Annotated in this window: 21 protein-coding genes and 2 pseudogenes; 22 read left to right on the top strand and 1 reads right to left on the bottom strand. The window is 27.7% G+C overall.

The genetic code is table 11. The features are described from left to right. Positions 1-119 precede the first annotated feature (119 nt). The 16 genes from HMPREF9127_RS06900 (at position 120) to HMPREF9127_RS06835 (ending at position 17,499) form a co-directional block, all read left to right on the top strand. On the top strand, positions 120-977 hold the full coding sequence (locus HMPREF9127_RS06900; protein WP_009448936.1) for an ABC transporter permease: 858 nt from the start codon (positions 120-122) through the stop codon (positions 975-977). Positions 978-1,131: 154 nt separating this feature from the next. Continuing rightward, complete coding sequence (locus HMPREF9127_RS09605) at positions 1,132-2,142, top strand: ABC transporter permease subunit (protein ID WP_482198270.1); 1,011 nt, start codon at positions 1,132-1,134, stop codon at positions 2,140-2,142. Positions 2,143-2,180: 38 nt separating this feature from the next. After that, positions 2,181-2,831, top strand: coding sequence for an ABC transporter substrate-binding protein (locus tag HMPREF9127_RS09600; RefSeq protein WP_482198269.1), 651 nt, complete (start codon positions 2,181-2,183; stop codon positions 2,829-2,831). Positions 2,832-3,046: 215 nt separating this feature from the next. After that, on the top strand, positions 3,047-4,483 hold the full coding sequence (locus HMPREF9127_RS06885; protein WP_009448768.1) for an APC family permease: 1,437 nt from the start codon (positions 3,047-3,049) through the stop codon (positions 4,481-4,483). 107 nt (positions 4,484-4,590) lie between these two features. Further along, positions 4,591-5,910 carry a M18 family aminopeptidase gene (locus HMPREF9127_RS06880; RefSeq protein ID WP_009449006.1) on the top strand — a complete coding sequence of 440 codons (1,320 nt, stop codon included), beginning with the start codon at positions 4,591-4,593 and terminating at the stop codon, positions 5,908-5,910. Between the two features lie 548 nt (positions 5,911-6,458). Continuing rightward, positions 6,459-7,634 carry an iron-containing alcohol dehydrogenase gene (locus tag HMPREF9127_RS06875; RefSeq protein WP_009448809.1) on the top strand — a complete coding sequence of 392 codons (1,176 nt, stop codon included), beginning with the start codon at positions 6,459-6,461 and terminating at the stop codon, positions 7,632-7,634. 467 nt (positions 7,635-8,101) lie between these two features. Beyond that, on the top strand, positions 8,102-9,355 hold the full coding sequence (locus HMPREF9127_RS06870; protein ID WP_009449069.1) for an ABC transporter permease: 1,254 nt from the start codon (positions 8,102-8,104) through the stop codon (positions 9,353-9,355). A gap of 137 nt (positions 9,356-9,492) precedes the next feature. Beyond that, on the top strand, positions 9,493-9,762 hold the full coding sequence (locus tag HMPREF9127_RS09595) for a hypothetical protein (RefSeq protein WP_009448787.1): 270 nt from the start codon (positions 9,493-9,495) through the stop codon (positions 9,760-9,762). Beyond that, complete coding sequence (locus HMPREF9127_RS06865) at positions 9,750-10,754, top strand: ABC transporter permease (protein WP_482198268.1); 1,005 nt, start codon at positions 9,750-9,752, stop codon at positions 10,752-10,754. Before HMPREF9127_RS09595 ends, HMPREF9127_RS06865 begins: the two co-directional genes overlap by 13 nt. Next, a complete protein-coding gene (locus tag HMPREF9127_RS06860; RefSeq protein ID WP_009448655.1) occupies positions 10,747-11,616 on the top strand; it encodes an ABC transporter ATP-binding protein in 870 nt (289 codons plus the stop codon). Before HMPREF9127_RS06865 ends, HMPREF9127_RS06860 begins: the two co-directional genes overlap by 8 nt. Before the next feature lie 9 nt (positions 11,617-11,625). Further along, on the top strand, positions 11,626-12,501 hold the full coding sequence (locus tag HMPREF9127_RS06855) for a hypothetical protein (protein WP_009449079.1): 876 nt from the start codon (positions 11,626-11,628) through the stop codon (positions 12,499-12,501). A gap of 221 nt (positions 12,502-12,722) precedes the next feature. Beyond that, complete coding sequence (locus HMPREF9127_RS06850; protein WP_009448992.1) at positions 12,723-13,667, top strand: LacI family DNA-binding transcriptional regulator; 945 nt, start codon at positions 12,723-12,725, stop codon at positions 13,665-13,667. Between the two features lie 147 nt (positions 13,668-13,814). Next, positions 13,815-15,545 carry an ABC transporter ATP-binding protein gene (locus HMPREF9127_RS06845; RefSeq protein ID WP_255261738.1) on the top strand — a complete coding sequence of 577 codons (1,731 nt, stop codon included), beginning with the start codon at positions 13,815-13,817 and terminating at the stop codon, positions 15,543-15,545. Then, the gene (locus HMPREF9127_RS06840; protein WP_009448941.1) at positions 15,535-17,067 is read left to right on the top strand and encodes an ABC transporter ATP-binding protein; all 1,533 of its coding nucleotides are present in this window, start codon (positions 15,535-15,537) and stop codon (positions 17,065-17,067) included. Before HMPREF9127_RS06845 ends, HMPREF9127_RS06840 begins: the two co-directional genes overlap by 11 nt. Before the next feature lie 20 nt (positions 17,068-17,087). Beyond that, complete coding sequence (locus tag HMPREF9127_RS09590) at positions 17,088-17,288, top strand: P-loop NTPase family protein (protein WP_255261737.1); 201 nt, start codon at positions 17,088-17,090, stop codon at positions 17,286-17,288. Then, on the top strand, positions 17,269-17,499 hold the full coding sequence (locus HMPREF9127_RS06835; RefSeq protein WP_009448783.1) for a hypothetical protein: 231 nt from the start codon (positions 17,269-17,271) through the stop codon (positions 17,497-17,499). Before HMPREF9127_RS09590 ends, HMPREF9127_RS06835 begins: the two co-directional genes overlap by 20 nt. A 443-nt stretch (positions 17,500-17,942) precedes the next feature. On the opposite strand, the pseudogene HMPREF9127_RS09585 reads toward HMPREF9127_RS06835, so the two are convergent. Further along, positions 17,943-18,187 (bottom strand): annotated as a pseudogene (locus HMPREF9127_RS09585) (type B 50S ribosomal protein L31). A 212-nt stretch (positions 18,188-18,399) separates the two neighbouring features. Between HMPREF9127_RS09585 and thyA the strand changes: the two are divergent. The 6 genes and pseudogenes from thyA to HMPREF9127_RS06805 all read left to right on the top strand — a co-directional run bounded on the left by thyA (position 18,400) and on the right by HMPREF9127_RS06805 (position 23,771). Further along, the gene (gene thyA / locus HMPREF9127_RS06825) at positions 18,400-19,230 is read left to right on the top strand and encodes a thymidylate synthase (RefSeq protein ID WP_009449102.1); all 831 of its coding nucleotides are present in this window, start codon (positions 18,400-18,402) and stop codon (positions 19,228-19,230) included. A 9-nt stretch (positions 19,231-19,239) separates the two neighbouring features. Then, a complete protein-coding gene (locus HMPREF9127_RS06820) occupies positions 19,240-19,776 on the top strand; it encodes a flavin reductase family protein (protein ID WP_009449041.1) in 537 nt (178 codons plus the stop codon). A gap of 128 nt (positions 19,777-19,904) precedes the next feature. Beyond that, entirely contained in the window at positions 19,905-20,255 is a 351-nt protein-coding gene (locus HMPREF9127_RS06815) for a GNAT family N-acetyltransferase (protein WP_009448870.1), read from the top strand. Further along, entirely contained in the window at positions 20,252-20,347 is a 96-nt protein-coding gene (locus tag HMPREF9127_RS09580) for a hypothetical protein (RefSeq protein WP_255261736.1), read from the top strand. The genes HMPREF9127_RS06815 and HMPREF9127_RS09580 overlap by 4 nt, the downstream gene beginning before the upstream one ends. A 67-nt stretch (positions 20,348-20,414) precedes the next feature. Beyond that, positions 20,415-22,450 (top strand): annotated as a pseudogene (gene topA, locus HMPREF9127_RS06810) (type I DNA topoisomerase). Next, positions 22,440-23,771 carry an MATE family efflux transporter gene (locus HMPREF9127_RS06805; protein ID WP_009448696.1) on the top strand — a complete coding sequence of 444 codons (1,332 nt, stop codon included), beginning with the start codon at positions 22,440-22,442 and terminating at the stop codon, positions 23,769-23,771. Before topA ends, HMPREF9127_RS06805 begins: the two are co-directional and overlap by 11 nt. The last annotated feature ends 54 nt before the right edge of the window (positions 23,772-23,825 follow it).

The raw sequence follows: 23,825 nt of genomic DNA, 5'->3' as shown, positions 1-23,825 counted from the left end.
CCTTTAATTTTTCTTATATTAATTATATTATAAATAGCAAAACTTTACAAGAAAAAACTTGTCTAATAACCTTTTTGATGATAAAATAATAGTTGGATTTATTTATTTTTGGAGGAAATATGTTAAGAAAACATTTATATAGAATTAGAGCAATGCCATATTTGTTATGGACGACTTTATTTACGATAGTGCCTTTGATTTTTATAATTTATTATTCTTTTAAAGTTAAAGATGAAAATTTTGTTTTTACTTTGGATAATTACAAGAAATTTTTCACACCGACTTATGTGAAAATTATTTTTGTGTCTTTAAAATTATCCTTGATTTCAACTTTTTTATGTCTAATTTTAGGCTTTCCTGCGGGACTTTTTTTAAGCAGAATAAAAAGCGAAAAGCGAAGAAATATCTTTGTTTTATTATTCATTATGCCTTTATGGACTAACTTTTTACTTAGAACTTACTCTTGGATGAGTATTTTTAGAGAACGGGGAATTATAAATCAAATGCTTATAAATATCGGAATTATAGGAAGTCCGATAAAATTTTTAAACAACAACTTTGCAATTATTATAGGAATGATTTACAACTTTTTACCTTTTATGGTACTTCCAATATATACTGCACTTATAAATATCGACAAAGAATATATTGAATGTGCTAAAGATTTGGGAGCAAGAGGAAAAGATTTATTTTTAAGAATTATTTTTCCATTAAGTTTTAAGGGAGTAATATCAGGTTGTATTATGGTTTTTATGCCTTCCGTTACAACCTTTATAATTTCTGATCTTCTTGGTGGAAGTCAGAATATGTTGGTTGGAAATTTAATTCAAAGGGAGTTTTTACAGGCTAGAAACTGGGAAACAGGTTCAAGTATTTCCTTAATTATGATTTTTATAATTTTTGCAAGTCTTATACTTTTTAAATTGTTTATAAATAAATCAGAGAGTGAATTTGTAGAAGGATTTAAAATATGGTAAAAAAACATAACGGGAAAATTTATCTATTTTTGTGTTATATATTTTTATATATGCCAATTATATTTATGATGATATTTTCCTTTAATGAATCAAGATATAACAATGCTTTTACAGGTTTTAGCTTAAAATGGTATGCAGAGCTTTTTAAAGACGAATCCGTTATGAAAGTTTTTTTCAAACACTTATCATAACAGGTATTGCGACTGCCTTTGCACTTGTAATCGGAACTCTTGGAGCTTGGTCAATATATAAGTCTGTTAGTCCAAAGCTTAGAAGTTATTTTACAAATGTAACTTATCTTCCACTTATACTTCCGGATATTGTAATCGCTATTGGAATGATAATACTGTATGTGTTTTTCAAATTTAATTTCGGATATTTTACGATAATTTTATCGCATATAATATTTAATGTTCCATTTGTAGTCTTTGCAATTTTGCCTAAATTATTGACTTTTGATAAGAGTCTTTATGATGCGGGAATGGATTTGGGAGCAAGACAATTTCAAGTTTTTAAAAGAATTGTCTTACCACAGTTAATACCTAATTTAATTATAGGGGCATTGGTTTGTATAACTATGTCCTTAGACGATTTTACTGTTAGTTATTTTACTTCGGGAAATGGAGTTGCAACACTTTCGGTAAAAATTTATTCAATGACTAAAAGGGGAATTAGTCCAAAGATAAATGCATTGTCAACATTGCTTTTTGCAATAATAATTTTAATTTCAACAATAACATATATATTTAAAAATAAAGGGGTAAAAAATGAAAAAATTAAAAATTTATTAGTATTACTTTTAGTTTTAATTGCAACTGTATCTCTTACAGCTTGTGGGAAAAATGATAAAAAAGAAGAGAAAAAAGAAGAAAAAACAGAACAAAGTTCAGAAAAGAAGGTTTTAAATGTAACAAATACAGATCTTTTCATAGATCCTGAAACAATCAAGGAATTCGAAAAAGAATATAACTGTAAAGTAAATTATACATTTTTTGAAGAAAACGAAGAATATTACACAAAATTAAAAAGTGGTGCTGAAAAATATGATGTAATCGTAGCAAGTGACTATATGGTTGATACTATGATTAAAGAAAATATGTTGGAAAAACTTGATAAAAATAAAATTCCAAATATGGAAAAGGTTAAAAAGAATATAGAAATTTAGTTTTTGACCCTACAACTGAATATTCAGTACCATATACTATTGGAAATATCGGAATTGCTTATGATAAATCAAAACAAGAAAAAGTTGACAGTTGGGCTGACCTTTGGAGCGAAAAAAATAAAGGCGAAGTTGTAATGTTAGACGGAAGTAGATTTACAATGGCAATAGCTATGATTAAAGAAGGATTAGATCCAAACTCAACAAAAGTTGAGGATATTGAAAAAGCCAAAAACTCTTTGATCGCTCAAAAGAAAATAGTTAAAAATTATGTTGGTGATGATAAAGCAAAAGATAATTTAATAAATGGAGATTCAAAATTAACTTGTATCTGGGGTGGAGAAGCACTACTTGCAAAAGATGAAAACAAAAATGTAGAATTTGTTTTTCCTAAAGAGGGAGCAATATTTATCTTTGATAACTGGGTAATTCCAAAGGTTTCAGAAAATAAAGATTTAGCAGCTAAATTTATCGACTTTATGTCAAGACCGGAAATTTCCGCAAGAAATTGTAATTTTGTAAAATATGGCTCACCGATAGATGGAGCAAGAGAGCTTATGGACGAAAGTTTAAAAAATAGTGATATAGTATTTCCTAAAAAAGAAGTTTTTGAAAAGGGATTCATACTAAAAGATTTAGGCGAATCAAATGAAAAATTACAAGATGCTTGGACAGAAATAAAAGCAAAATAAATATGATAAAATATTATAATCAAAAGACACTGCAAGGTGTCTTTTGTCTTTTGTTGAATTGTGATTTACAGAAACGATAGAGTGAAGTGATAATATTTTTAGATTAAAAACAAAACGTTATCCTGTTCTTAAAACCTTTGACAAGAAGGTATAAATTTGGTATACTGTGTTTGGCTAAGAATTTAGCTAAAAATTTATATTTTAGGAGGATGAAAATGGAAGTTTCCGAAAAGAAAATTAAATGGCAGTCCCTTGTATTTATGTGTTTCTCAACACTTTGGGGATTTGGAAATGTTTTAAACGGTTATATTTACTTTCATGGTACTCAAGTAATATTTTCTTGGATACTAATGTTTGCATTTTATTTTATTCCGTATGCACTTATGGTTGGAGAACTTGGTTCTACATTTAAAGATTTAGGTGGTGGGGTAACATCTTGGATTCAAGAAACTACTAACTCTAAATTAGCTTACTATGCAGGTTGGACTTACTGGGCAGTACATATTACTTATATTGCCGGAAAAGGTTCAGGTGGTCTTAAGGCTTTAAGTTTTATGATTTTCAGAGACGCTAAAGCATATGACAGTATTCCTACTATCTATGTTCAATTAGCTACTTTTGGTGTTTTACTATTATTCTGTTATTTAGCATCAAGGGGTTTAAGTCCTATTAAGAGATTAGCAACACTTGCAGGTTCAAGTATGTTTGTTTTAGGTATTTTATTTATTCTTATGATGTATGCTGCACCTGTTATCAATCCAAATGGTGGATATTTAAAATTAAATTTCGCTTGGAATAACTTATTCCCTAAAGTTGACTTAAACTATTTAAGTAGTTTATCAATCTTAGTATTTGCAGTTGGTGGTATTGAAAAGATTTCACCTTATGTAAATAAAATTGAAGGAGATTCTGCTAAAGAATTCCCTAGAGCTATGATGTTTGCAACTTTAATGGTTGTTATCAGTGCTATCTTCGGAACAGTTGCTATGGGACTTATGTTCGATATCAACGAAATTAATGCAAGTAAAAAAGCATTTGACTCTTATGCAGCAAACGGTGCTTACTGGGCATTCCAAAAATTAGGACAATACTATGGTGTTGGTGATTTACTATTAATCATCTATTCAGCAGCTAACACTGTTGGACAATTCTCAACATTATTAATCAGTATAGATGCTCCTTTAAGAATGTTATTAGAAGACCCTAATGCAAGTCAATATATCCCAACAAGATTGTTAAAGAAGAACGAAAGAGGAGCTTATGTAAATGGTATCGCATTAGTTGCAATCCTTGGTGGAGCAATCATATTAGCTCAATCATTTGTACCGGGAGCTACTACAGTTCTTAGACAACTTACTCGTCTTAACGGTGTAGTAATGCCGATGAGATATATGTGGGTATTCGTAGCTTACTTTGCTCTTAGATATGGTAAAGAAGAACTTGACAGACATTATAGATTTACTAAAAATAGAGGAGTTGGATTGTTCTTTGGTGCTTGGTGTTTCTTAGTAACATTAGCTTGTTGTTTATTAGGTATGTACTCAAAAGACCAATTCGAAATGGTATTAAAGATTATAACTCCAGCAGTTTTAGTTGCTTTAGGTTTAATCTTACCGGTTCTTAGAAAAAGAGAAGATAATAAAAAAATGTAGATTATAAAGAAATAAAGGAACTTTGGTTCCTTTATTTTCTTTGAAATATATTTTATGATTTTAAATAAAATAAACAGGGTAAATTTAAAATGATAGGAGGTATTAATATGAATAATATTGAAATTTCAAAAGAATTATTAACTTTTATTGATTCAAGTAAAAGTATGTTCCATACTGTTGATACAATGAAAAAATATTTTGATAAAGCCGGTTATACATTTTTACCGGAAAATGCAAAATGGGAAATAAAAAAAGGTGGAAATTACTATACTACTAGAAATAACTCAAGTATATTAGCTTTCCAAGTTGGAGAAGAACTTAGCGATTACCATTTCCAAATTACAGCCGCACACAGCGACTCTCCAACATATAAAGTTAAAGCTGTTCCTGAAATGGATGCACCGGGAGAACATTTAAAATTAAATGTTGAAGGTTATGGTGGAATGATTGACTCAACTTGGTTTGATAGACCTTTAAGTCTTGCGGGTAGAGTTTTAGTTAGAGAAAATGGAAATATTGTAAATAAATTATTCTATATTGATAAAGATATTTTAATGATACCAAATGTTGCAATTCATTTAAACAGAGAAATAAATAACGGTTATGCTTACAATAAACAAGTTGATTTATTACCTTTATTCTCATCAGGAGAATTAAAGAAAGGTGACTTTGACAAAATGATTGCAGAAGAATTAGGTGTTAAAGTTGAAGATATAGTTGCAAAAGATTTATTCCTAGTAAATCGTCAAAGACAATGTATCTGGGGATACAAAGATGAATTCGTTTCAACTCCAAAACTTGATGACTTACAATGTGCATTTACTTCAATGAAAGCATTTTTAGATGCTAAAAATCCAAAGGCAATAAATGTTTGTGCTGTTTTTGACAACGAAGAAGTTGGCTCAAACACAAAACAAGGTGCAATGTCAACATTTATGAAAGATGCGCTAAAGAGAATTAATGCTTCTCTTGGATTTGGAACTGATGAATATCATCAAGCAGTTGCAAAATCTTTCCTAGTAAGTTGTGATAATGCTCATGCTGTTCATCCAAATCATCCAGAACTTTATGATCCAACAAATAGAACTTTTATGAATAAAGGTATCGTTATAAAAGAAGCTGCAAATCAAAAATATACAACTGACGCTTTCAGTAGAGCAGTATTTTTAGAAATTTGTAAAAAAGTAGATGTTCCTACACAATACTTTGCAAACAGATCAGACAAAGTTGGTGGTTCAACTCTTGGAAACTTATCAAATATTCAAGTTAGTTTACATGCTCTTGATATTGGGGTTGCACAACTTGGAATGCACTCAAGTTTTGAAACTTGTGGAATTAAAGATACAGGATATATGGTTACTGCATTAAAAGAATTCTTCTCAACAAATATTAAAATTGATTGTGCTGACGGAGTGATTTTTGAATAATGGCAAGAAGAATTACACCAAAAGAAATGTCAGAAGATAAATCAAAGATATCTTTGACAGGATTAACCATAATTATGATGGGAACTTTGTTTATATATTTTTATGGGCTGTTATAAATAATAAATTTTTAGTTAATTTCAGTATTGATGCATTAGTTGGAGTAGTTGCTCTTGTAATCCTTGTTAGAAATCTAAAAATAAAATATGATACTATAAAAAAATACACAAGTGAGAAACAATTTATGATTTTAGATGTAATAGCTTTTACTCTATGCTTTTTAATAAAAGTTGTAGTAAAAATTCCTTTCGACTTTTCTTTAATCATCTTGTTGATTTCCCATTATGCAACAAAGCGAATATTTAATAAAATGGTAAAATAAATCACATGGTTATATTGTTTTTACAGAATAAAAATTAGAGAGGATTGTTTTAAATAATTCTCTCTTTTTTGTTTTCTTATTTTAAAATAAGGGTATTCTTTAACTAGGTATAGAGGAGAGGTAAAATTAATTTAGAAGTATTAAAAAATAAATTTAAAGGAGGATTTTTATGAAACCATTTATTTACAATATTCCTGTTAAGGTATATTTTGGAGAAGGACAACTTTCCAATCTTGGAAGAGAATTGTCAAAATATGGAAAAAAAGTTTTATTAACTTATGGAGGAGGTTCCATTAAAAAAATAGGACTTTATGATGAGGTTATAAAAGAAATAAAAGGTGCAGGACTTGAAGTTTTTGAACTTTCAGGGATAGAACCTAACCCTAGAATAGAATCTGTTAGAGAGGGTGTTAGAATATGTAAAGAAGAAAATATTGATGTGGTTCTTGCTGTTGGTGGAGGTTCAACGATTGATGCCTCAAAATTTATTTGTGCCGGAGCAAAAGTTGATTTTGACCCATGGGATTTTCTTGATTTAGAAAAAAGAGCAAAAATAGAAGATGCACTGCCTCTTTTAACTATATTAACACTTTCAGCAACCGGTTCTGAAATGGATAATGACGGAGTTATTTCAAACCTTAAAACAAATGAAAAATTAAGCAATGGTTCAATGTGTATGTTACCAAAAGTTTCATTTCTTGACCCAAAAAATACATACAGTGTAAGTGAGTATCAAACTGCTTGCGGGTCAGCAGATATTTTAAGTCATATCCTAGAAGTTTATTTTACAACAGAAAATGATTTGTTTATGCTTGATTGTGTTATGGAAGGTCTTATGAAAACAGTTATAAAATATGCTCCGATAGCAATGAAAGACCCTACAAACTATGAAGCTCGTGCTAATTTAATGTGGACATCTTCCTGGGCAATAAACGGTTTTATAAATGGAAGTAAATCAACTGCATGGAGTTGCCACCCAATGGAACATGAACTTTCAGCTTTTTATGATATAACTCATGGACATGGACTTGCAATATTAACTCCACGTTGGATGCAATATTGTTTAAATGATGAAAATATATATAAATATGTTCAATTTGGAGTTAATGTTTTTGACATAGATAAAAATCTTTCTGATAGAGAAATTGCAGAAAAAGCCATTGAAAAACTTTCAGAATTTTTATTTAATGACTTAAAATTACAAAGTACATTAAAAGATGTAAATATTGATGATAAAAATTTTGCTATTATGGCTAAGAAGGCTTGTAAGGGAAAAGAAAGTATAAAAGGCTTTAGAGAATTAACACCTGAAGATATAGAAAATATTTATAGAATGTGTTTGTAAAATTTTAAAAATAATTAAATAAGAACCCCACCCTTCCTCGATGCTTCGCATCGGGTGGGTACCCGGGAACCTTGTTGTTTCACAATAAAAACTCATCTAACATGCTTAGATGAGTTTTTTTATACAATTTTCACTTATGCTTATGTAGTATAAAAATGCTTTATCTTTTTTTATACTGCTACAAGAATATAGAATTAAAATTGAAAATAGAAATACATTTTTTAATATTTTTTCATAATTAAAAGCTACATAAATAATAAGAACGATATTTTAAAATTAAAATTATACAATCTCAAATTATCTTACTATATGATATAATTTTATTTTATATCAATATAAGATGAAAAATACTAGTTATTATATTTGACAAAAAATAACAATTATGATATTCTCGTAGTAACGATTTACCTAGAAGAGAAAGTAAATAGATAAATTATCTTTTGACGTTTTTACTTTGGGAGGTATCTATGTGTAGATTATTTTTTAAATATTTTATAAAGCAGAAGAAAAATATTTTATTCCTTATTATGCTCATAATTCTTGGATTTGGGACATCATCTTTAAAAAAGTTTGAAAATAATAAAATTAATAAGGAAAAAATTGAAAGATGTAAAAGAAATATCGAAGAATATAAAAATGAACTGGAGCATTATAAAAATGAACTTGAAAAGGATAATATCTCAGAAGAAGATAAGGAATTAATAGAAAAATATCAGGAAATTATCCCTAAATATATAGAAGAAAGTAAAGAATATATAGAAAGTATTGAAAATTCAAATTGGCAGTATTTATATGATGACAGTTTAAAGCATCTCAAAGATCCCGAAGGGAGATTTGCTTCTATTCAAATAGGTAATAACTATAATGTAAATGAGACAACTATAGAAATTACATTTGAAACTTTAACATATCTAAAAAAACATAATATTCCTTCAGCACTTCCTTTGTTTTTGCAGAGAACAGAATTTGACCAACCGAGATCTTCAGAAGAAAATAAAGCTCTAGACTATTATAGCAAAAAGACTTTAATAGGAACATCCCACAGATTATGGGACTTTTTTACAAATAATTTAGTACTAATCTATACTTTTATAATTGTAGTAACTTTTGGAATTCTCTTTTCAAAACTGGAGGAAAGTCAAAATAAAACAATTAGATTTTTAAGGACATCGGGTGCAAGTAAATTTAGGATTGTATCGTCGGGGCTTTTCACAGGTGGAATTTTAACGATTATACTTGGACTATTGATACCCGCAATATTTTTTGGAATAGAATTTTTAATAAGTGGTTCATCATCTTTTAAATATCCGATAACAACTTATATTGTAAAAAGCGATTATTTTTCACTTATGAGTTTTGGATATAAGATTGTTCCAATATCTGATGTTTTAATAAAAAGTTTGATTTTGTTTTTACTCTATGGACTATTTATTTTCCTATTTACAAGTGCAATTTCAACTTTTGTAAAATCAAGTGTAAAATCCGTTATTTTATCCTTTGGGCTTATAGCGACTTTACAGATGTTTAATAAATGGTATAATCCGTTTTCATATTGGAGAGTTGGAAAAATTGCTGACGGAAGTATAAATATTTTATCTAAAACTATTACTTATAGTTTTAACAAATCTTGTAAAATTTTAGCAATTGGAATTTGTATTTTAACAATTTTATTGATTTGTATAGCTTTTATTCAAGATAAAATAACTCGAAAATATGTATAATATTTGACAAAAAATAACAATTATGATATTCTTGTGGTAACGATTTACCTAGGATAGAAAGTAAATAGATAAATTGATTTTCTGAAATGTATTTTATATAAAATGTTTTTTTGTTGCGTTTTGCTTTGGAGGTAGCTATGTGTAATTTGTTTTTTAAGTATTTTATTAAACAGAAAAAGAATATTCTATTCCTTATTATAATTATAATTATTGGAACTGTTATATCTTCTATTTCAAAAATTGAAAATAATAAAAATAAGGAAGAACAAATTTTTAGCAGAGAAAGAGTTATAGATATATTTAAACAGGACATTAAAGAGGTGGATAAAGATTTAGAAAGCAGTAATATTTCAGATGAAGAAAAAACAGAATTAAATAATATAAAAAAAGAAAAATTAAAATTATAAAGGGTTATGAAGAAATAATCCAAAATATTAAAAATGAAAATTGGCAGGTATTATATGAAGATGAATTAAAACATTTTTTAGATCCCAACGGAAATTTTATTTCAAAAGGATTTGTAAAAAAGGGAGTAAGTTATACTGTAGATCAGTTGACAGTAGAGATAACATACGAAATATTGAAGTATTTAAAGGAAAATAATATTCCATCAGCTCATCCTTCGAATATACAGAGAACAGAATTTGATCAACCTAGAACTTCAGAAGAAAGTAATCTTCTTGATTATCATAGCAAAAAAACATTAGTTGGAACTTCACATAGATTATGGGATTTTTTTACAAATAATTTGATGTTAATCTATACTTTTATAATTGTAGTAACTTTTGGAATTCTATTTTCAAAACTTGAGGAGAGTCAAAATAAAACAATTAGATTTTTAAGGACATCAGGGGCAAGTAAATTTAGGATTGTATCGTCGGGACTTTTCACAGGTGGAATTTTAACGATTATACTTGGACTGTTGATACCTACAATATTTTTTGGAATAGAATTTTTAATAAACGGGTCATCATCTTTTAAGTATCCGATTACAACTTATATTGTAAAAAGTGATTATTTTTCACTTATGAGTTTTGGATATAAGATTGTTCCAATATCTGATGTTTTAACAAAAAGTTTGATTTTGTTTTTGCTCTATGGAATATTTATTTTCCTTGTTACAAGTGCAATTTCAACTTTTGTAAAATCAAGTGTAAAATCCGTTATTTTATCCTTTGGACTGATAGCGACTTTACAGATGTTTAATAAATGGTATAATCCGTTTTCATACTGGAGAGTTGGGAAAATTGCAGATGGCAGTATAAATATTTTATCTAAAACCATTACTTATAGTTTTGATAAATCTTGTAAAATTTTAGCAATTGGAATTTGTATTTTAACAATTTTATTGATTTGTATAGCTTTTATTCAAGATAGAAGGAGGAATGGATATGCCTAGTTTGTGTATAAAAAATCTTACTAAAAGATATGGAGAGAATGTAGTTTTAAATGATTTGTCTTTAGAACTTGAAAATGCAGAGGTTTGGGCTTTGGTTGCACCTAATGGAACCGGAAAGACTACTCTTTTAGATTGTATTACAAATTTGATTAGCTATCAATCCGGACAGATTACTGTAAATGGGATAGATAATAGAGATAATGCAATTTTTAAAAAATTGTCGTATTTACAGGATGCAAGTATTTTATTTCCTAATTTAACAGGACTTGATCATTTGAAATTTGTCGCAAATATACAAAAATTGCCTAAGACTAGAATAAAAGAAATTGTAAGTTTAACAAAGATTGAAAAATTTTATAAAAGAGCTGTAAAGACTTATTCTTTGGGAATGAAGCAGAGATTACTTTTAGCTATTGCTCTTATTAATAATCCTGAAGTTTTATTGCTTGACGAACCTTTTAACGGACTTGATCCTAGCAGTCAAATAGAGCTTAGAGTTATGTTAAAGGAAATATCAGAAAGGGGAACTCTGGTAATTTTATCTACACATTTTTTAGGAGAAATTAGTCAATTAACCGATAATCTTTTATTCATAAAGGATAAAAAAATTGTCAAAAAAATTGTAGAAGACGAATTTTTAATCTATGCCATTGATACTACTTCAAATGATCAAACTTTAGAAATTTTATCTCCATTTGTAGTAAGTGCCGAAATTGAAAAAGGTATGATTATTTGTCAATTTAAAAAGAATTCTTTTGACGATGCAATTAAGGCAATACAGGATAAAGGCATAAAATTAATTAAAATAAGAGAGCATATAAATGCGTCTGAACAGATGTATCAAAGACTGTTTGCTGAGTAGGTGAATGTTATGAATACTTTGATATTAGAATGTAAAAAATTTATAAGAAGTAGAATATTTGTAGTAATTTTAGGAGTTATATTAGTTTTATTAGCTTCTCTGTTTTATAAAAATTATTTAAATTATCAGCAAGTCGATGCCGATAAAAAGCATGAATTACTTATGATAAAAAAAGAAATAGGAGAAATTTTATATCCTGCTGACGGAAAGTCACCTTGTAGGTATTCTGCTGATGAAGAAAAAATGGATTTATTAAAAAAATCTCTTGAAATATCAGAAAAGACTTTAAAACTAAAGCACAGCGGAGACGATAGAGGCTATATGGAAAGTGCAATTTTGATGTACGAAAAAATCATTGAAATCAAAGAAAATGAAATAAATTTTTCTATGTCAAAAAGTTATGCTAATCACGAAAAAGAAAGGTTATCCGAAGTAATAAAAGCAAATGGAACTTTTCAATATGAAGAAGCCCCTTTAGACGGTGTTTTGCTTGAATATAATAATATAAAGTATATTCTAGCTGTAATTTTTTTGATGGCTCTATCTTACTTCTTTATAACAACTTATTTAGATTTTTATTATCATAAGGGATTTTTATTTACACTTCCAATGAAAAAGACGAGTTTTATAATTGGAAAGGCTATGATTTCTTTTGCTATTAATATTATATTGATAATAAGTCAGTTTGGGTTAAGTTTAGTTTTTTCTTATCTATGGAAGTGGAAAAATACTTTTAATTATCCTGTATTTTCTGATTTGACAGGAGGATTTTTACCTGTTAATAAAGCTTTGGTTAATTATGTAGGAATAGAAATCGGGATATGTTTTGTTGCATTGATTATTTCTGCTATTTTTTACAGCTTATATATTAAAATTAAAAAGTAAAATTTTTTACTGTAAAATGAAAATCATTTTACAGTTTTTTTTATTGTGAAAATTTAATTTTGAAAAATTTTTTATTATTAGAAAATTATGTGTTTTTTAGGAAAATTTCGTGAATTTATTTTCCTTAACTGTTTTATTTTATTAAAAACTATGATATAATTATGTTGAAGTTTGTAAACGATTTAATTATAATTATATATTTATTTTAAAGGAGTGATAAAATGTCAGCACCTACAATAAAAGATGTAGCTAAGTTAGCAGGAGTTTCTATCTCAACTGTTTCCAGAGTTATGAATGAATCAAAACCTGTAAGTCCGGAATCCAGAAGAAAGGTTTTAGATGCGATAAAGAAATTGGATTTTAAGCCTAATGAATTGGCAAGAAGTCTTGTAATGAGAAAATCAAATATGATTGGGGTTATTGTGAAAGATATTGGCATTTCATATATGGCACAAATTATTAGAGGAATTGAAGAAATCGGAAGAATGTATAATTACGATATTTTACTTTCCAGTACATACGGAGATATTGAAGTAGAGCATAAGATTATCGAATTTATGTGCACTAAACAGGTTGAAGGGATAATTATGATTAGTGAAAAGATTAATCCTGAAATACTGTTTAAGTTGAAAAGTAAAAATATTCCTTTTGTAAGACTTGATAAATTTTACGAATATACAGATGAACATACTGTAAGTATAGATTATAAATCAACTTGTAATAAAATGACAAATTATCTTGTAGATGAAGGTCATGAGAGTATCGTTTTTATTAGCGAAGATATTACAAGTAGAATCGGTAGAGAAAAACTTGCAGGATTTAATGAAGCTGTTGCAGAAAGAAAAGTAAAATCGGCACTTATAAATGCAAAAGATATTACAGTTCAAACAGGATATGATATGGGAGAAGAAATTTTCAAACTTATCAAGGAAAATAATTCAACTGTAGTTTTTGCGAGTGAAGATGCTTTAGCTATCGGTTTTATTAGTTATTGTTACGATAACGGTCTTAAAGTTCCGCAAGACATTTCAGTTGCAGGGTTTGGAGATGATTTAATTGCTTCAATTTACAGACCTGCTCTTACAACAATAGAAGAACCATATTATGATATGGGTGCAATTTCTATGAGAAAGTTGATTAAGGAACTTAGAAATGAAGAAAATTAAAAGATGTTACAATTCTACCTTCAAGAATAATTGAAAGAGGATCAGTTGCAACTTTTAAGAAAAAATAAGTAAATAAAATTTAAAAAATGCTCTTCTTTTTGAAGAGCTTTTTTTGAAATGGAAGAAGGTGATTAAATGGGGATTTATTTGGCTGTCCGAGACGGCTTTAAAAAGGCAAAAACCAGATTTTTACTTGGTTGTGTCTTTGATATAATTAGTGGTTTTATTTTAATTTATATAGTAACTTTAACCGGAACAATTGTGGATTTGTTTAAAAGTCCGAATTTTGATGTTACAAAAATTTATAAATATGTAGCTTTAATGATATTTTTGGGAGTGATTAACTTTTTAAGCTTTATGACTTTTTCATATTTGGTCTTTGGCTCGGGGGCAAAACTTAAGATGTACTATAAAGATATAATTTTTAGAAAAATTTTAAAAAAATCTCCCGACTTTTTTCAAAAAAATACTGCAGGAGATGTAATTGGACTTGCAGATAATGAAACTAAATATATATTTGAATATTTCAGTTTTGGAATTCTATTAGTTTGTGATTCTATGTTTATGCCTTTAATATGTGCATCATATTTAGTATTTTTCCTATCTTGGAAGCTGACGATTGCGGTTATGTTTCCTTTTATCTTTACAGCTATTATTACAAATATAGTAAGTAAAAAAGTTGGAAAAGTAAGTGAAGAAATGAATTTAACTTTTGGAAAGTCTAGTCAAGAGATTTTAGAAATAATAGAAGGAATAAAACTTATAAAAAGTTATGTAAATGAAGAAGTAAGACAAAAAAATATTTCTAAAATCATTAAATATTATTTTGATTTAGCTTTTATGGAAGCTAATCTATGGATGTTAACATTTCTTTCAAACTCTTTTATAAGAGTAATTTCTATGATTATAGGACTTTTTTACGGAGCATTTTTAGTAAGAGATGGTAGTATTACAATTGGAAAGTTAGTGGTATTTTTTGGACTTGGAGAAACTTTAGCTTGGTCTTTTTGGGGACTTGGAGATTGTATAAATACTTATAAAAGAGCTCTGGTTTCAATAAATAGAATAAATCTTTTACTTGATGATAAGACGGAAATAGAAAATGGAGATAAGATTTTAGAGAACTTTTCCACTATGGAATTTAAAAACTTTTCTTTTATTTATCCCGGAGAAAAAGAAGTTTCACTTAAAGACATCAGTTTTAAGTTAAATAAAGGAGAAACTTTAGGAATAGTTGGAAAAAGTGGAAGTGGAAAGAGTACATTAGTTAAACAGATTTTAAGATTTTATAATTTTGATAAAAATAGGATTTTTATTAATGATATTCCTTATGAAGACTATGATATTACGTCAGTAAGAAATAAATTCGGATATGTAAGTCAAGAAAATATTTTACTTTCTAAAACAGTCAGAGAAAATATTTTGTTTGGAAGTATTGCAGAAAATGACGAAAAAATTATAAATGTTCTAAAAAAGGCAGACTTTTACAAAGATATACAAAATTTAGAAAAAGGACTTGAAACTATTGTTGGAGAACGTGGACTTGGACTTTCCGGAGGACAAAAGCAAAGAATTTCTCTTGCGAGAGCTTTATATCGGGATCCTGAAATTTTAATTTTAGATGATTCTTTTTCTGCAATTGATGCGAATACTGAAAGTAAAATTGTAAATTCTCTTAAGGAAAATAGAAAAAATAGGACAAATATAATTATTTCTCATAGAATTTCTGCAGTTGAACATTCTGATTTGATTTTAGTTATGGACAATGGAGAAATAATCGACAGAGGTACTCATGAAGAACTTATTTCTAGAGATTCTTGGTATAAGGAACAATTTGAGTATCAAAGTTTGGATAAGGAGGAAGAAGATGAAAAATAGTAAATTAAAATTTTTAACTTCCTACCTTTTAGAAGAAAAATTCCTGTTTTTTACAGGCTCAATCTGTACTGTATTTAGAGTTTTTCTTGATGTATATTTACCAACTGTAATTTCTTCAATTATAGATGCAGATTTAGTAAATATGGAAAATTTTTATTCTTTTATTGTTCAAAAAGCACTATTATATCTGGGACTTAATGTATTGCTTTTAGTATTTTTATTCTTTGTAAGAATTTGTTTTAATAAACTATCTTGTAATATTGCATATAAAATTCAATTCAGTTTAATAAGACATATGCAAAACTTTAAAATGCAATATTTTGACAGTTCTTATGCCGGAGATTTGGTTTCAAGATTTACAACAGATACTAATACAATTAAAGAGTTATATCAAACTCTTTTAAATGATCTTTTGGGTTTTGTGTTGAATTTGGCAATGATGCTTACTGTTATGTTTTATATCAGTCCATATCTGCTATTAATTGTTTTAATTTATTTACCACTTATGTATATGGTAACTAAATATTACGGAGAAAAACTTACAGCAGTTACTAAGACGATAAGAAAACATGAGGGAATTACAAGCTCAATTTATAATGAAACGATTAAATCATTACCTGTAATTCAAGTCTATGGGAATGAAGATTTGATGATTGAGTCTTTTGAAAAAGAAAATAAGGAAGTTGAAAAAAATTATATCAAAAGAACTATATTAAATGCTTTATTCTCTTGGAATTTAATTGACTTTGTAATGATTTTTACAAATGCTATGATAGTTTTAGTATTTACAATTTTAAAGATTAATGGCTTGGGATTGAGTGTAGGGATTTTGTATATTTTAATTGAATATAATAAAAGAATTTTAAGGCTTTTTATGAATTTCTTATCACAAATAAATAGATATAAGACTGCACTTGTTTCTTGCGACAGAATAATCAAAATTTTTGAAATAGAAGAAGAAAAAACTACGGATAGAGAAATTGACCTTGAAGGAAATATTGAATTTAAAAATGTAGGCTTTGAGTACAAAGAAAATGTTCCTGTTTTAAAGGATGTTAATTTTAAATTAGACAAAGGAAAGTCTATTGCCTTTGTAGGTGCTACCGGAAGTGGAAAGTCAACTATAATGAATTTGATTTTAGGATTTTACGACAATCAAAAAGGAGAAATTTTACTTGACGGACAAAATATAAAAACACTAAGTAAAGCATCTTACAGAAAACAAATGGCTGTAGTTCTTCAAGATCCATATATTTTCACAGGAAGTATAAGAGATAATATTACTCTTAAAGAAGAAAATATAACTGAAAGTGAAGTTTTAGATGCGATTATAAAAGTTGGTGGTAAAAATCTTTTACAAAAAAGAAATGATAATTTAGATTATGAATTGGCGATAAGCGGTTCAGATTTATCTCTTGGAGAAAAACAAATCATTTGCTTTGCAAGAGCCATTGTAAGAAATCCGAAAGTTTTAATCTTGGATGAAGCAACTGCAAATATTGATACTGAAACGGAAAAATAATCAATTATGGAATTGATGTTTTGAAACAGGGTAGAAGTACGATGATTATTGCACATAGATTGTCCACAGTAAAAAATTGTGATACAATAGTTATGATAGAGAATGGAAAAGTTTTAGAAACAGGTACACATGACGAGCTTATCGCTTTGAATGGTAAATATAAAACTTGGTACGAAATACAATCTGCAAAAGGGGACAATGATGAAGCAAGAGTATTATGATTTATATGATATAGTTATTAAGGATATAAATGCTGACGGATATTTTGTTTATTCAAAAAGGGCTAAAAAATTCATAAGAGAAAAAACAAATATGACCGTTGATCAACAGAAAAGAGCTTTTCAATTTTTTGAACTTATGGGATATTTTAATCAGCATGATAAATTCCCAAAGATTTATATAAGAAGTAAAAAATTAAAAGGTGGTTGCTAATTTAAAAGGGCTGTGAAAACAGCTCTTTTTTGTTGTTTTTTGCTTTGTTAAGTTTTATGATGTTAAATATTTTATTTGTTATAATTTTTTAAAATAACTCGTAAGCTGATTTACATTTAACGGTAAGCTATTAAACGAAGTTTTTTTCCTTATCCGTCATTTCGACTGTAGCGTTAGCAAAATGAATCTAGCCCTAACTTTGTTTACTTGTAAACAAAAGTAGGTCTGACGCAAAGATTGTCCAAATCTTTGATTTGGAATACAATCGACTGCGGAAATCTTATACTTTTGCTTTATCAAAAGTAAATGTATCGAAGATACATACTAAAATTATTATAGAGTTTCTTTCATAAATACTATTTTTTGTAAACAAGCAATAGTCGAGAAGTCTCCTAAAGCCCATGATTTTTTGCAACAAAAAAAGCAGATTGCTCTGCTTTTTACTAGTCCATATTGTATCTTTTTTGAATTTTTCAATTCTACCACCTTTTTCAACAAATCTTTGACGACCTGTGTAGAATGGGTGAGAGTCAGAACTGATTTCGATTTTAATTAATGGATAAGTGTTACCGTCTTCCATTTCTATTGTTTCATTTGAAGTTTTTGTTGAACCACAGATGAATTTATATCCACTTGTTGTATCCATAAAAACTACTTTATTATATTCTGGATGTATTCCCTTTTTCATTGTATTCACCTCGCTTAAATATTGTAAATTAATCACTTTAGGTATTATACCATATCACAAAACTTAAATCAAGTATTTTTAATATAGAAATTAAAAATATTTTGAAATATAGCAAAAACTATAAGCAATATGTTGTGAAAAACACTTTAATGAATTTGCCTTTTTTTAATAAAAATGTTATTCTTATTGTAGAATAATTTTAGGAGATAATTATGAGTAGAGCAGATGATATATTTATTTCAATGTGTAAAGATATACTCGAAAACGGAGTAGATACAAAGGGAGAAAAAGTTCGTCCTGTTTGGGAAGATGGAACAAAGGCATATACGATAAAAAAATTTGGAGTTGTAAATAGATACAATTTGGCGGAAGAATTTCCTGCACTTACACTTAGAAAAACAGCTATAAAATTATGTACTGACGAAATGCTTTGGATATGGCAAAAGAAGTCCAATAATATTAAGGATTTAAAGAGTCATGTTTGGGATGAATGGGCTGATGAAAACGGAAGTATCGGAAAGGCTTATGGTTATCAGCTTGGAGTTAAACATAAATATAAGGAAGGAATGTTTGATCAGGTTGACAGAGTTATTTATGACTTGAAAAACAATCCTTATAGTAGAAGAATAATTACAAATATTTACGTTCATGAAGACTTATCAGAAATGAATTTATATCCTTGTGCATATAGTATGACTTTTAATGTTACAGGGAACAAGCTGAATGCTATTTTAAATCAAAGGAGTCAAGATATTTTGGCAGCAAATAATTGGAATGTTTGTCAATATGCAATTTTGATTCATATGCTTGCTAGAGAATGTAATTTGGAAGTTGGAGAGCTTGTTCATGTAATAGCTGATGCTCATATCTATGATAGACATGTTCCGATTATAAAAGAACTTATTACTAGGGAAAAATTTCCAGCTCCAAAGATTACTTTAAATCCTGATGTTAAAAACTTTTACGATTTTACATCAGATGATGTTATAATAGAAAATTATAAATGCGGAGAACAAATAAAAGATATTCCGATTGCAATTTAGGAGAAAATTATGAAAAGAAAAATTAATGTTTTTGATTATGCGAAAGAAATAATGTTAGCAGTTGAAAAAGGTGTTTTGCTTACAACAAAATCAAAAGAAAAGGTAAATACAATGTCAATTTCTTGGGGAACTTTGGGAATAGAATGGAATAGACCGATTTTTACAGCATTTGTTAGAGAAAGTCGTTATACAAAAAAACTACTTGATGAAAGTGGAGAATTTACTGTAAATATTTTTTTGAATGATTTTGATAAAAATATAATTGGAGTTTGTGGTACAAAGTCAGGAAGAGATACTGATAAAATTAAAGATTTGAATTTAACTTTAGTTGAATCTGAAATTGTAGATGTTCCAGCTATTAAAGAATTGTCTTTAACTTTGGAATGTAAGGTTATTTATAAACAAAAACAAGATGAAAATGCAATTCCTAAGGAAATAAAGGAAAAAAATTATCCTGAAAATGTGTCAGGAGATTTTTATGGAGCAAACAGGGATTATCATACAGCTTATTATGGAGAAATTGTAAGTGCATATATAATAGAATAAAATTAAATTTTTGTGTCAATTTTATAAAATTGGCACTTTTTTAATTGTGAAATTATAAAAATATATTGACAAAATGAATTAAATTATATAACATATAGAGAGTTTATAGATTATACGGAGATGTTTTTATGGAATATAGAATATTAAAAAGCGAAGAAATGGAAAAGGCATTCGCTTTGCGAGAGGAAGTTTTCGTCGATGAACAAAAAGTCCCACTTGAATATGAAGTTGATGACAGAGATAGTTTAGAAGATACAATTCATGTTGGAGTTTTTGAAGGAGATGAGCTTCTTGCTACTGCAAGGATTATGAATATAAATAAAGACATTGTCTATTTTGGAAGAGCCTGTGTAAAGAAATCTTGCAGAGGAAAAGGAGTAGGAAAGTTTTTATTTATAAGTATGGAAGAAACTGTAAAAAAATTTAAAAAGAAAATGAAAAGAAAACAATTAGATTTTCAGCTCAATATCATGCAATGACCTTTTATGAAATGTTAGGTTATACTAAAGACAATGATGATATTTTTGTTGAAGTTGGAATAGAACATATTTCAATGAGTAAGATTGTGTAAGGAGTTAGTTTTGTATAAAAATTTAGTTATAGTAGAATCTCCAACAAAGGCTAAAACAGTCAGCAAAATGCTTGGAAGTAATTACAAAGTTGTAGCAAGTGTTGGACATATAAGAGATTTACCTAAAAGCAAAATGGGGATAGATATAGAAAATAATTTTGAACCTGAATATATAAATGTAAGAGGAAAAGCGTCTAAGATTAAAGAATTAAAAGAACTTTACAAAAATTCTGAAAATATATATCTTGCAACCGACCCCGACAGAGAGGGGGAAGCAATTTCTTGGCATATAGCCTATCTTTTAGGACTTGATATTAATGCAAATAACAGAATAGAATTTCACGAAATTACTAAAAAAAGTATCAAAGAATCTATAAAAAATTCAAGAAAAATAGATATGAATTTAGTAAATTCTCAACAAGCCAGAAGAGTTTTAGATAGACTTGTAGGATATAAACTATCTCCGATTCTTTGGAAAAAAATAAAGAGTGGACTTTCTGCAGGTCGTGTTCAATCTGCAACTTTAAAAATTATCTGTGAACGTCAAGAAGAGATAGATAATTTTGTTCCTGAAGAGTTTTGGAAGATTGAAGGGATACATAATGTTCAAAATATAGAGTTTAAATCACTTTATTATGGAGAATATGAAAATAAAAAAATAGTAAAAAAGAAATAAAAAATGAAAAAGAGGCTTTAAAAGTTGTAGAAAAAACAGATAAAGACAATTTTATCGTGGAAGATGTAAAAAAGGTAAAAAAAGAGAGAAAACCACAACCACCTTTTACTACAAGTACATTGCAACAAGAAGCGGGAAGAAAATTAGGTTTTTCAAGCTCAATGACAATGAGTATTGCTCAACAACTTTATGAAGGGATTAATGTAGGCAAAGATGGCTCTGTCGGTTTAATTTCATATATGAGAACTGACTCAACTAGAATTTCATCAGAAATAGTTGCAGAGGCTATCGAGTACATTACCGAAAATTATGGGAAAAACTATGCAAGTAAAGGAAATGAATACAATTTAAAGAAAAAGAATTCTCAAGATGCTCACGAGGGGGTTAGACCAAGTAGTATTTTTAGAAGTCCTGAAAAAATAAAAAGCTATTTAACTGCAAATCAATATAAACTTTATAAATTAATTTGGGAAAGAACAGTCGCATCTCAAATGAAGGCAGAAAGTTATGAAAGTACACAAATAGTTTTAAATTCTAATAATTGTATCTATAAATTAAATGGAAGATATACTTTATTTGACGGATTTTCAAAAATATATACTTCAAGTGATATTAAAGATGAACCATTACCTAAATTAGAAGTTAAAGATGTAATAAATGCAGAAAAAATAGAACAAAGTCAACATTTTACAAAACCGGTTGCCAATTTTACAGAGGCTACTTTGGTTAAAAAACTTGAAGAAAATGGAATTGGGAGACCAAGTACCTATGCAAGTATTATAAATAGTTTGACAAGCAGATTTTATATTCTAATTGAGAATAAAAAAATAATTCCTACAGATTTGGGGAAAAATGTAAATAAGTTTTTAGTTTCCAACTTTGAAACAATTATAAACGAAAAATTCACCATGGAAATGGAAGAAAAACTTGATGAAATAGCTGAAAATAAAAAGGATTGGAAAAAAGTTATTTCTGACTTCTATGCTGTTTTTGAAACATTTTTGAAAAAGTCTGAGGGGGATTCAGAGGATTATAAAATAAAAGATGAAGTTCTTGATGAAAAATGTCCACAATGTGGTAAAAATTTAGTTGTCAAAAAGACAAAATTCGGTAGATTTATCGGTTGTAGCGGATTTCCTGATTGTAATTATATAAAAAAGGAAGTTAAAGATACTGGGGTAAAGTGTCCTAAATGTGGTGGAAGAATAATAGAAAAAATATCCAAAAAGAGAAAAGTTTTTTACGGTTGTGAAAATTATCCTGAATGTGATTATGCAATTTGGGACAAGCCTATAGCTGATAAAAAATGCGAAAAATGTGGAAAATTCTTAGTTGAAGTTAAAAACAGATTTAAACATGCACTAAAATGTTCCGACGAAAATTGCGATTTTGAAATTGATTTAAAGAAAAAGAAAAATGAAAAATAAAAGATTAGAACTTAACAAATTCGCTTTTCCACTTATGGTAAATTTTATCCTAAGTTATATTTTGGAGTTATCCGATATTGCTATTGTTGCAAGAGTTTCAACACCTGCATTTAATGCTGTAAATTTGATTTCTTCAACATTATATACTATAAGTGGAGTTTTGGGAGCGACTGCAATAATTATAAATACTAAACTTGGAGAAAAACTGGGACAGGGAGATGAAAAAGGTCTAAATTATGAATTCTTTTCATCTCTTGCTATCAATATTTTTATGGGAATTATATTCTTAATATTAATGTTGCTCGGAAAGACATATTTTTTAAAAATATTTTATAATTTGTCTGGGGAAACTTTGGAACAGGGCATTTTGTTCTCATATCCTATGAGTTTTTGTGTCTTATTACAACTATGTTTATTTACATTTGGGGCATATTTTAGAATTTCAAATATGACAAAGTGGATTTTAATAGGATCTACTGTTTCTTCAGTTTTAAATTTGGGTTTAGATTATTTGTTCGTTCTTGGAAAGTTTGGTTTCCCAAAATTTGGAATTACTATGGTCGGATTTACTACAGTTTTTTCAATGTTTGTAAATCTTCTTATTTACATTTTTGTATTGAAAAATAAATTAAATTTAAAATTTGAATTATTAAAAAGCTATTTTATAAATGGAATTAATCATTTTAAATTAGCTTTTCCTATTATGATACAGGAAATTTTTGACGGAACTATTTTTGTCATTATTTTCAATATGATTGTTATTAGAATAGGCAATAACGAATTTGCTGGATATTCAATAATTACAAATTTAATTATGTTTTTATTTACTTTTAAACATATCTATGGTTCTGCGACTTTGAGTTTGATAAGCATAAGTTCCGGAGAGAAAAACATTAGAAATTTGATAGATTATCCTAAAATATCAGTTAAAATTACAACTATATTATTTATCTTTGGAAGTGCATTATTCTTTATTTTTAGAGAATATTTACCTAAACTTATTACAGATGACGTTTCTGTACAAAATATTGCTACAAAATTTTTGATATTTTTCTTAGTTGCAAATATTTGTAGTTCATATTCATACATATACAAATGTGCTTTACAAGGTTTGAATAAAAATATGTTTTTATTAAAAACAACGGCAGGGGTAAATATCTTAAGTCTTATTTTAATGTTGATATTAACACAAGTTTTTGATTTATCTCTATTTGGAGTTGCATTTGCACAATTCGTAAATGAATTTATCTTGAGTGTAATATTTTTGAAATATTATAGATATATTGTAAATGATAAATTTTATAATTTGACAAAAGATTAAATAATGTATATAATTTATTTGATTAAAATATTTAGATTTTTTTATAAAAAACTT

Source organism: Parvimonas sp. oral taxon 393 str. F0440 (assembly GCA_000223315.2).
GTDB lineage: Bacteria > Bacillota > Clostridia > Tissierellales > Peptoniphilaceae > Parvimonas.
This window is presented reverse-complemented; position numbering and strand designations above follow the sequence as displayed.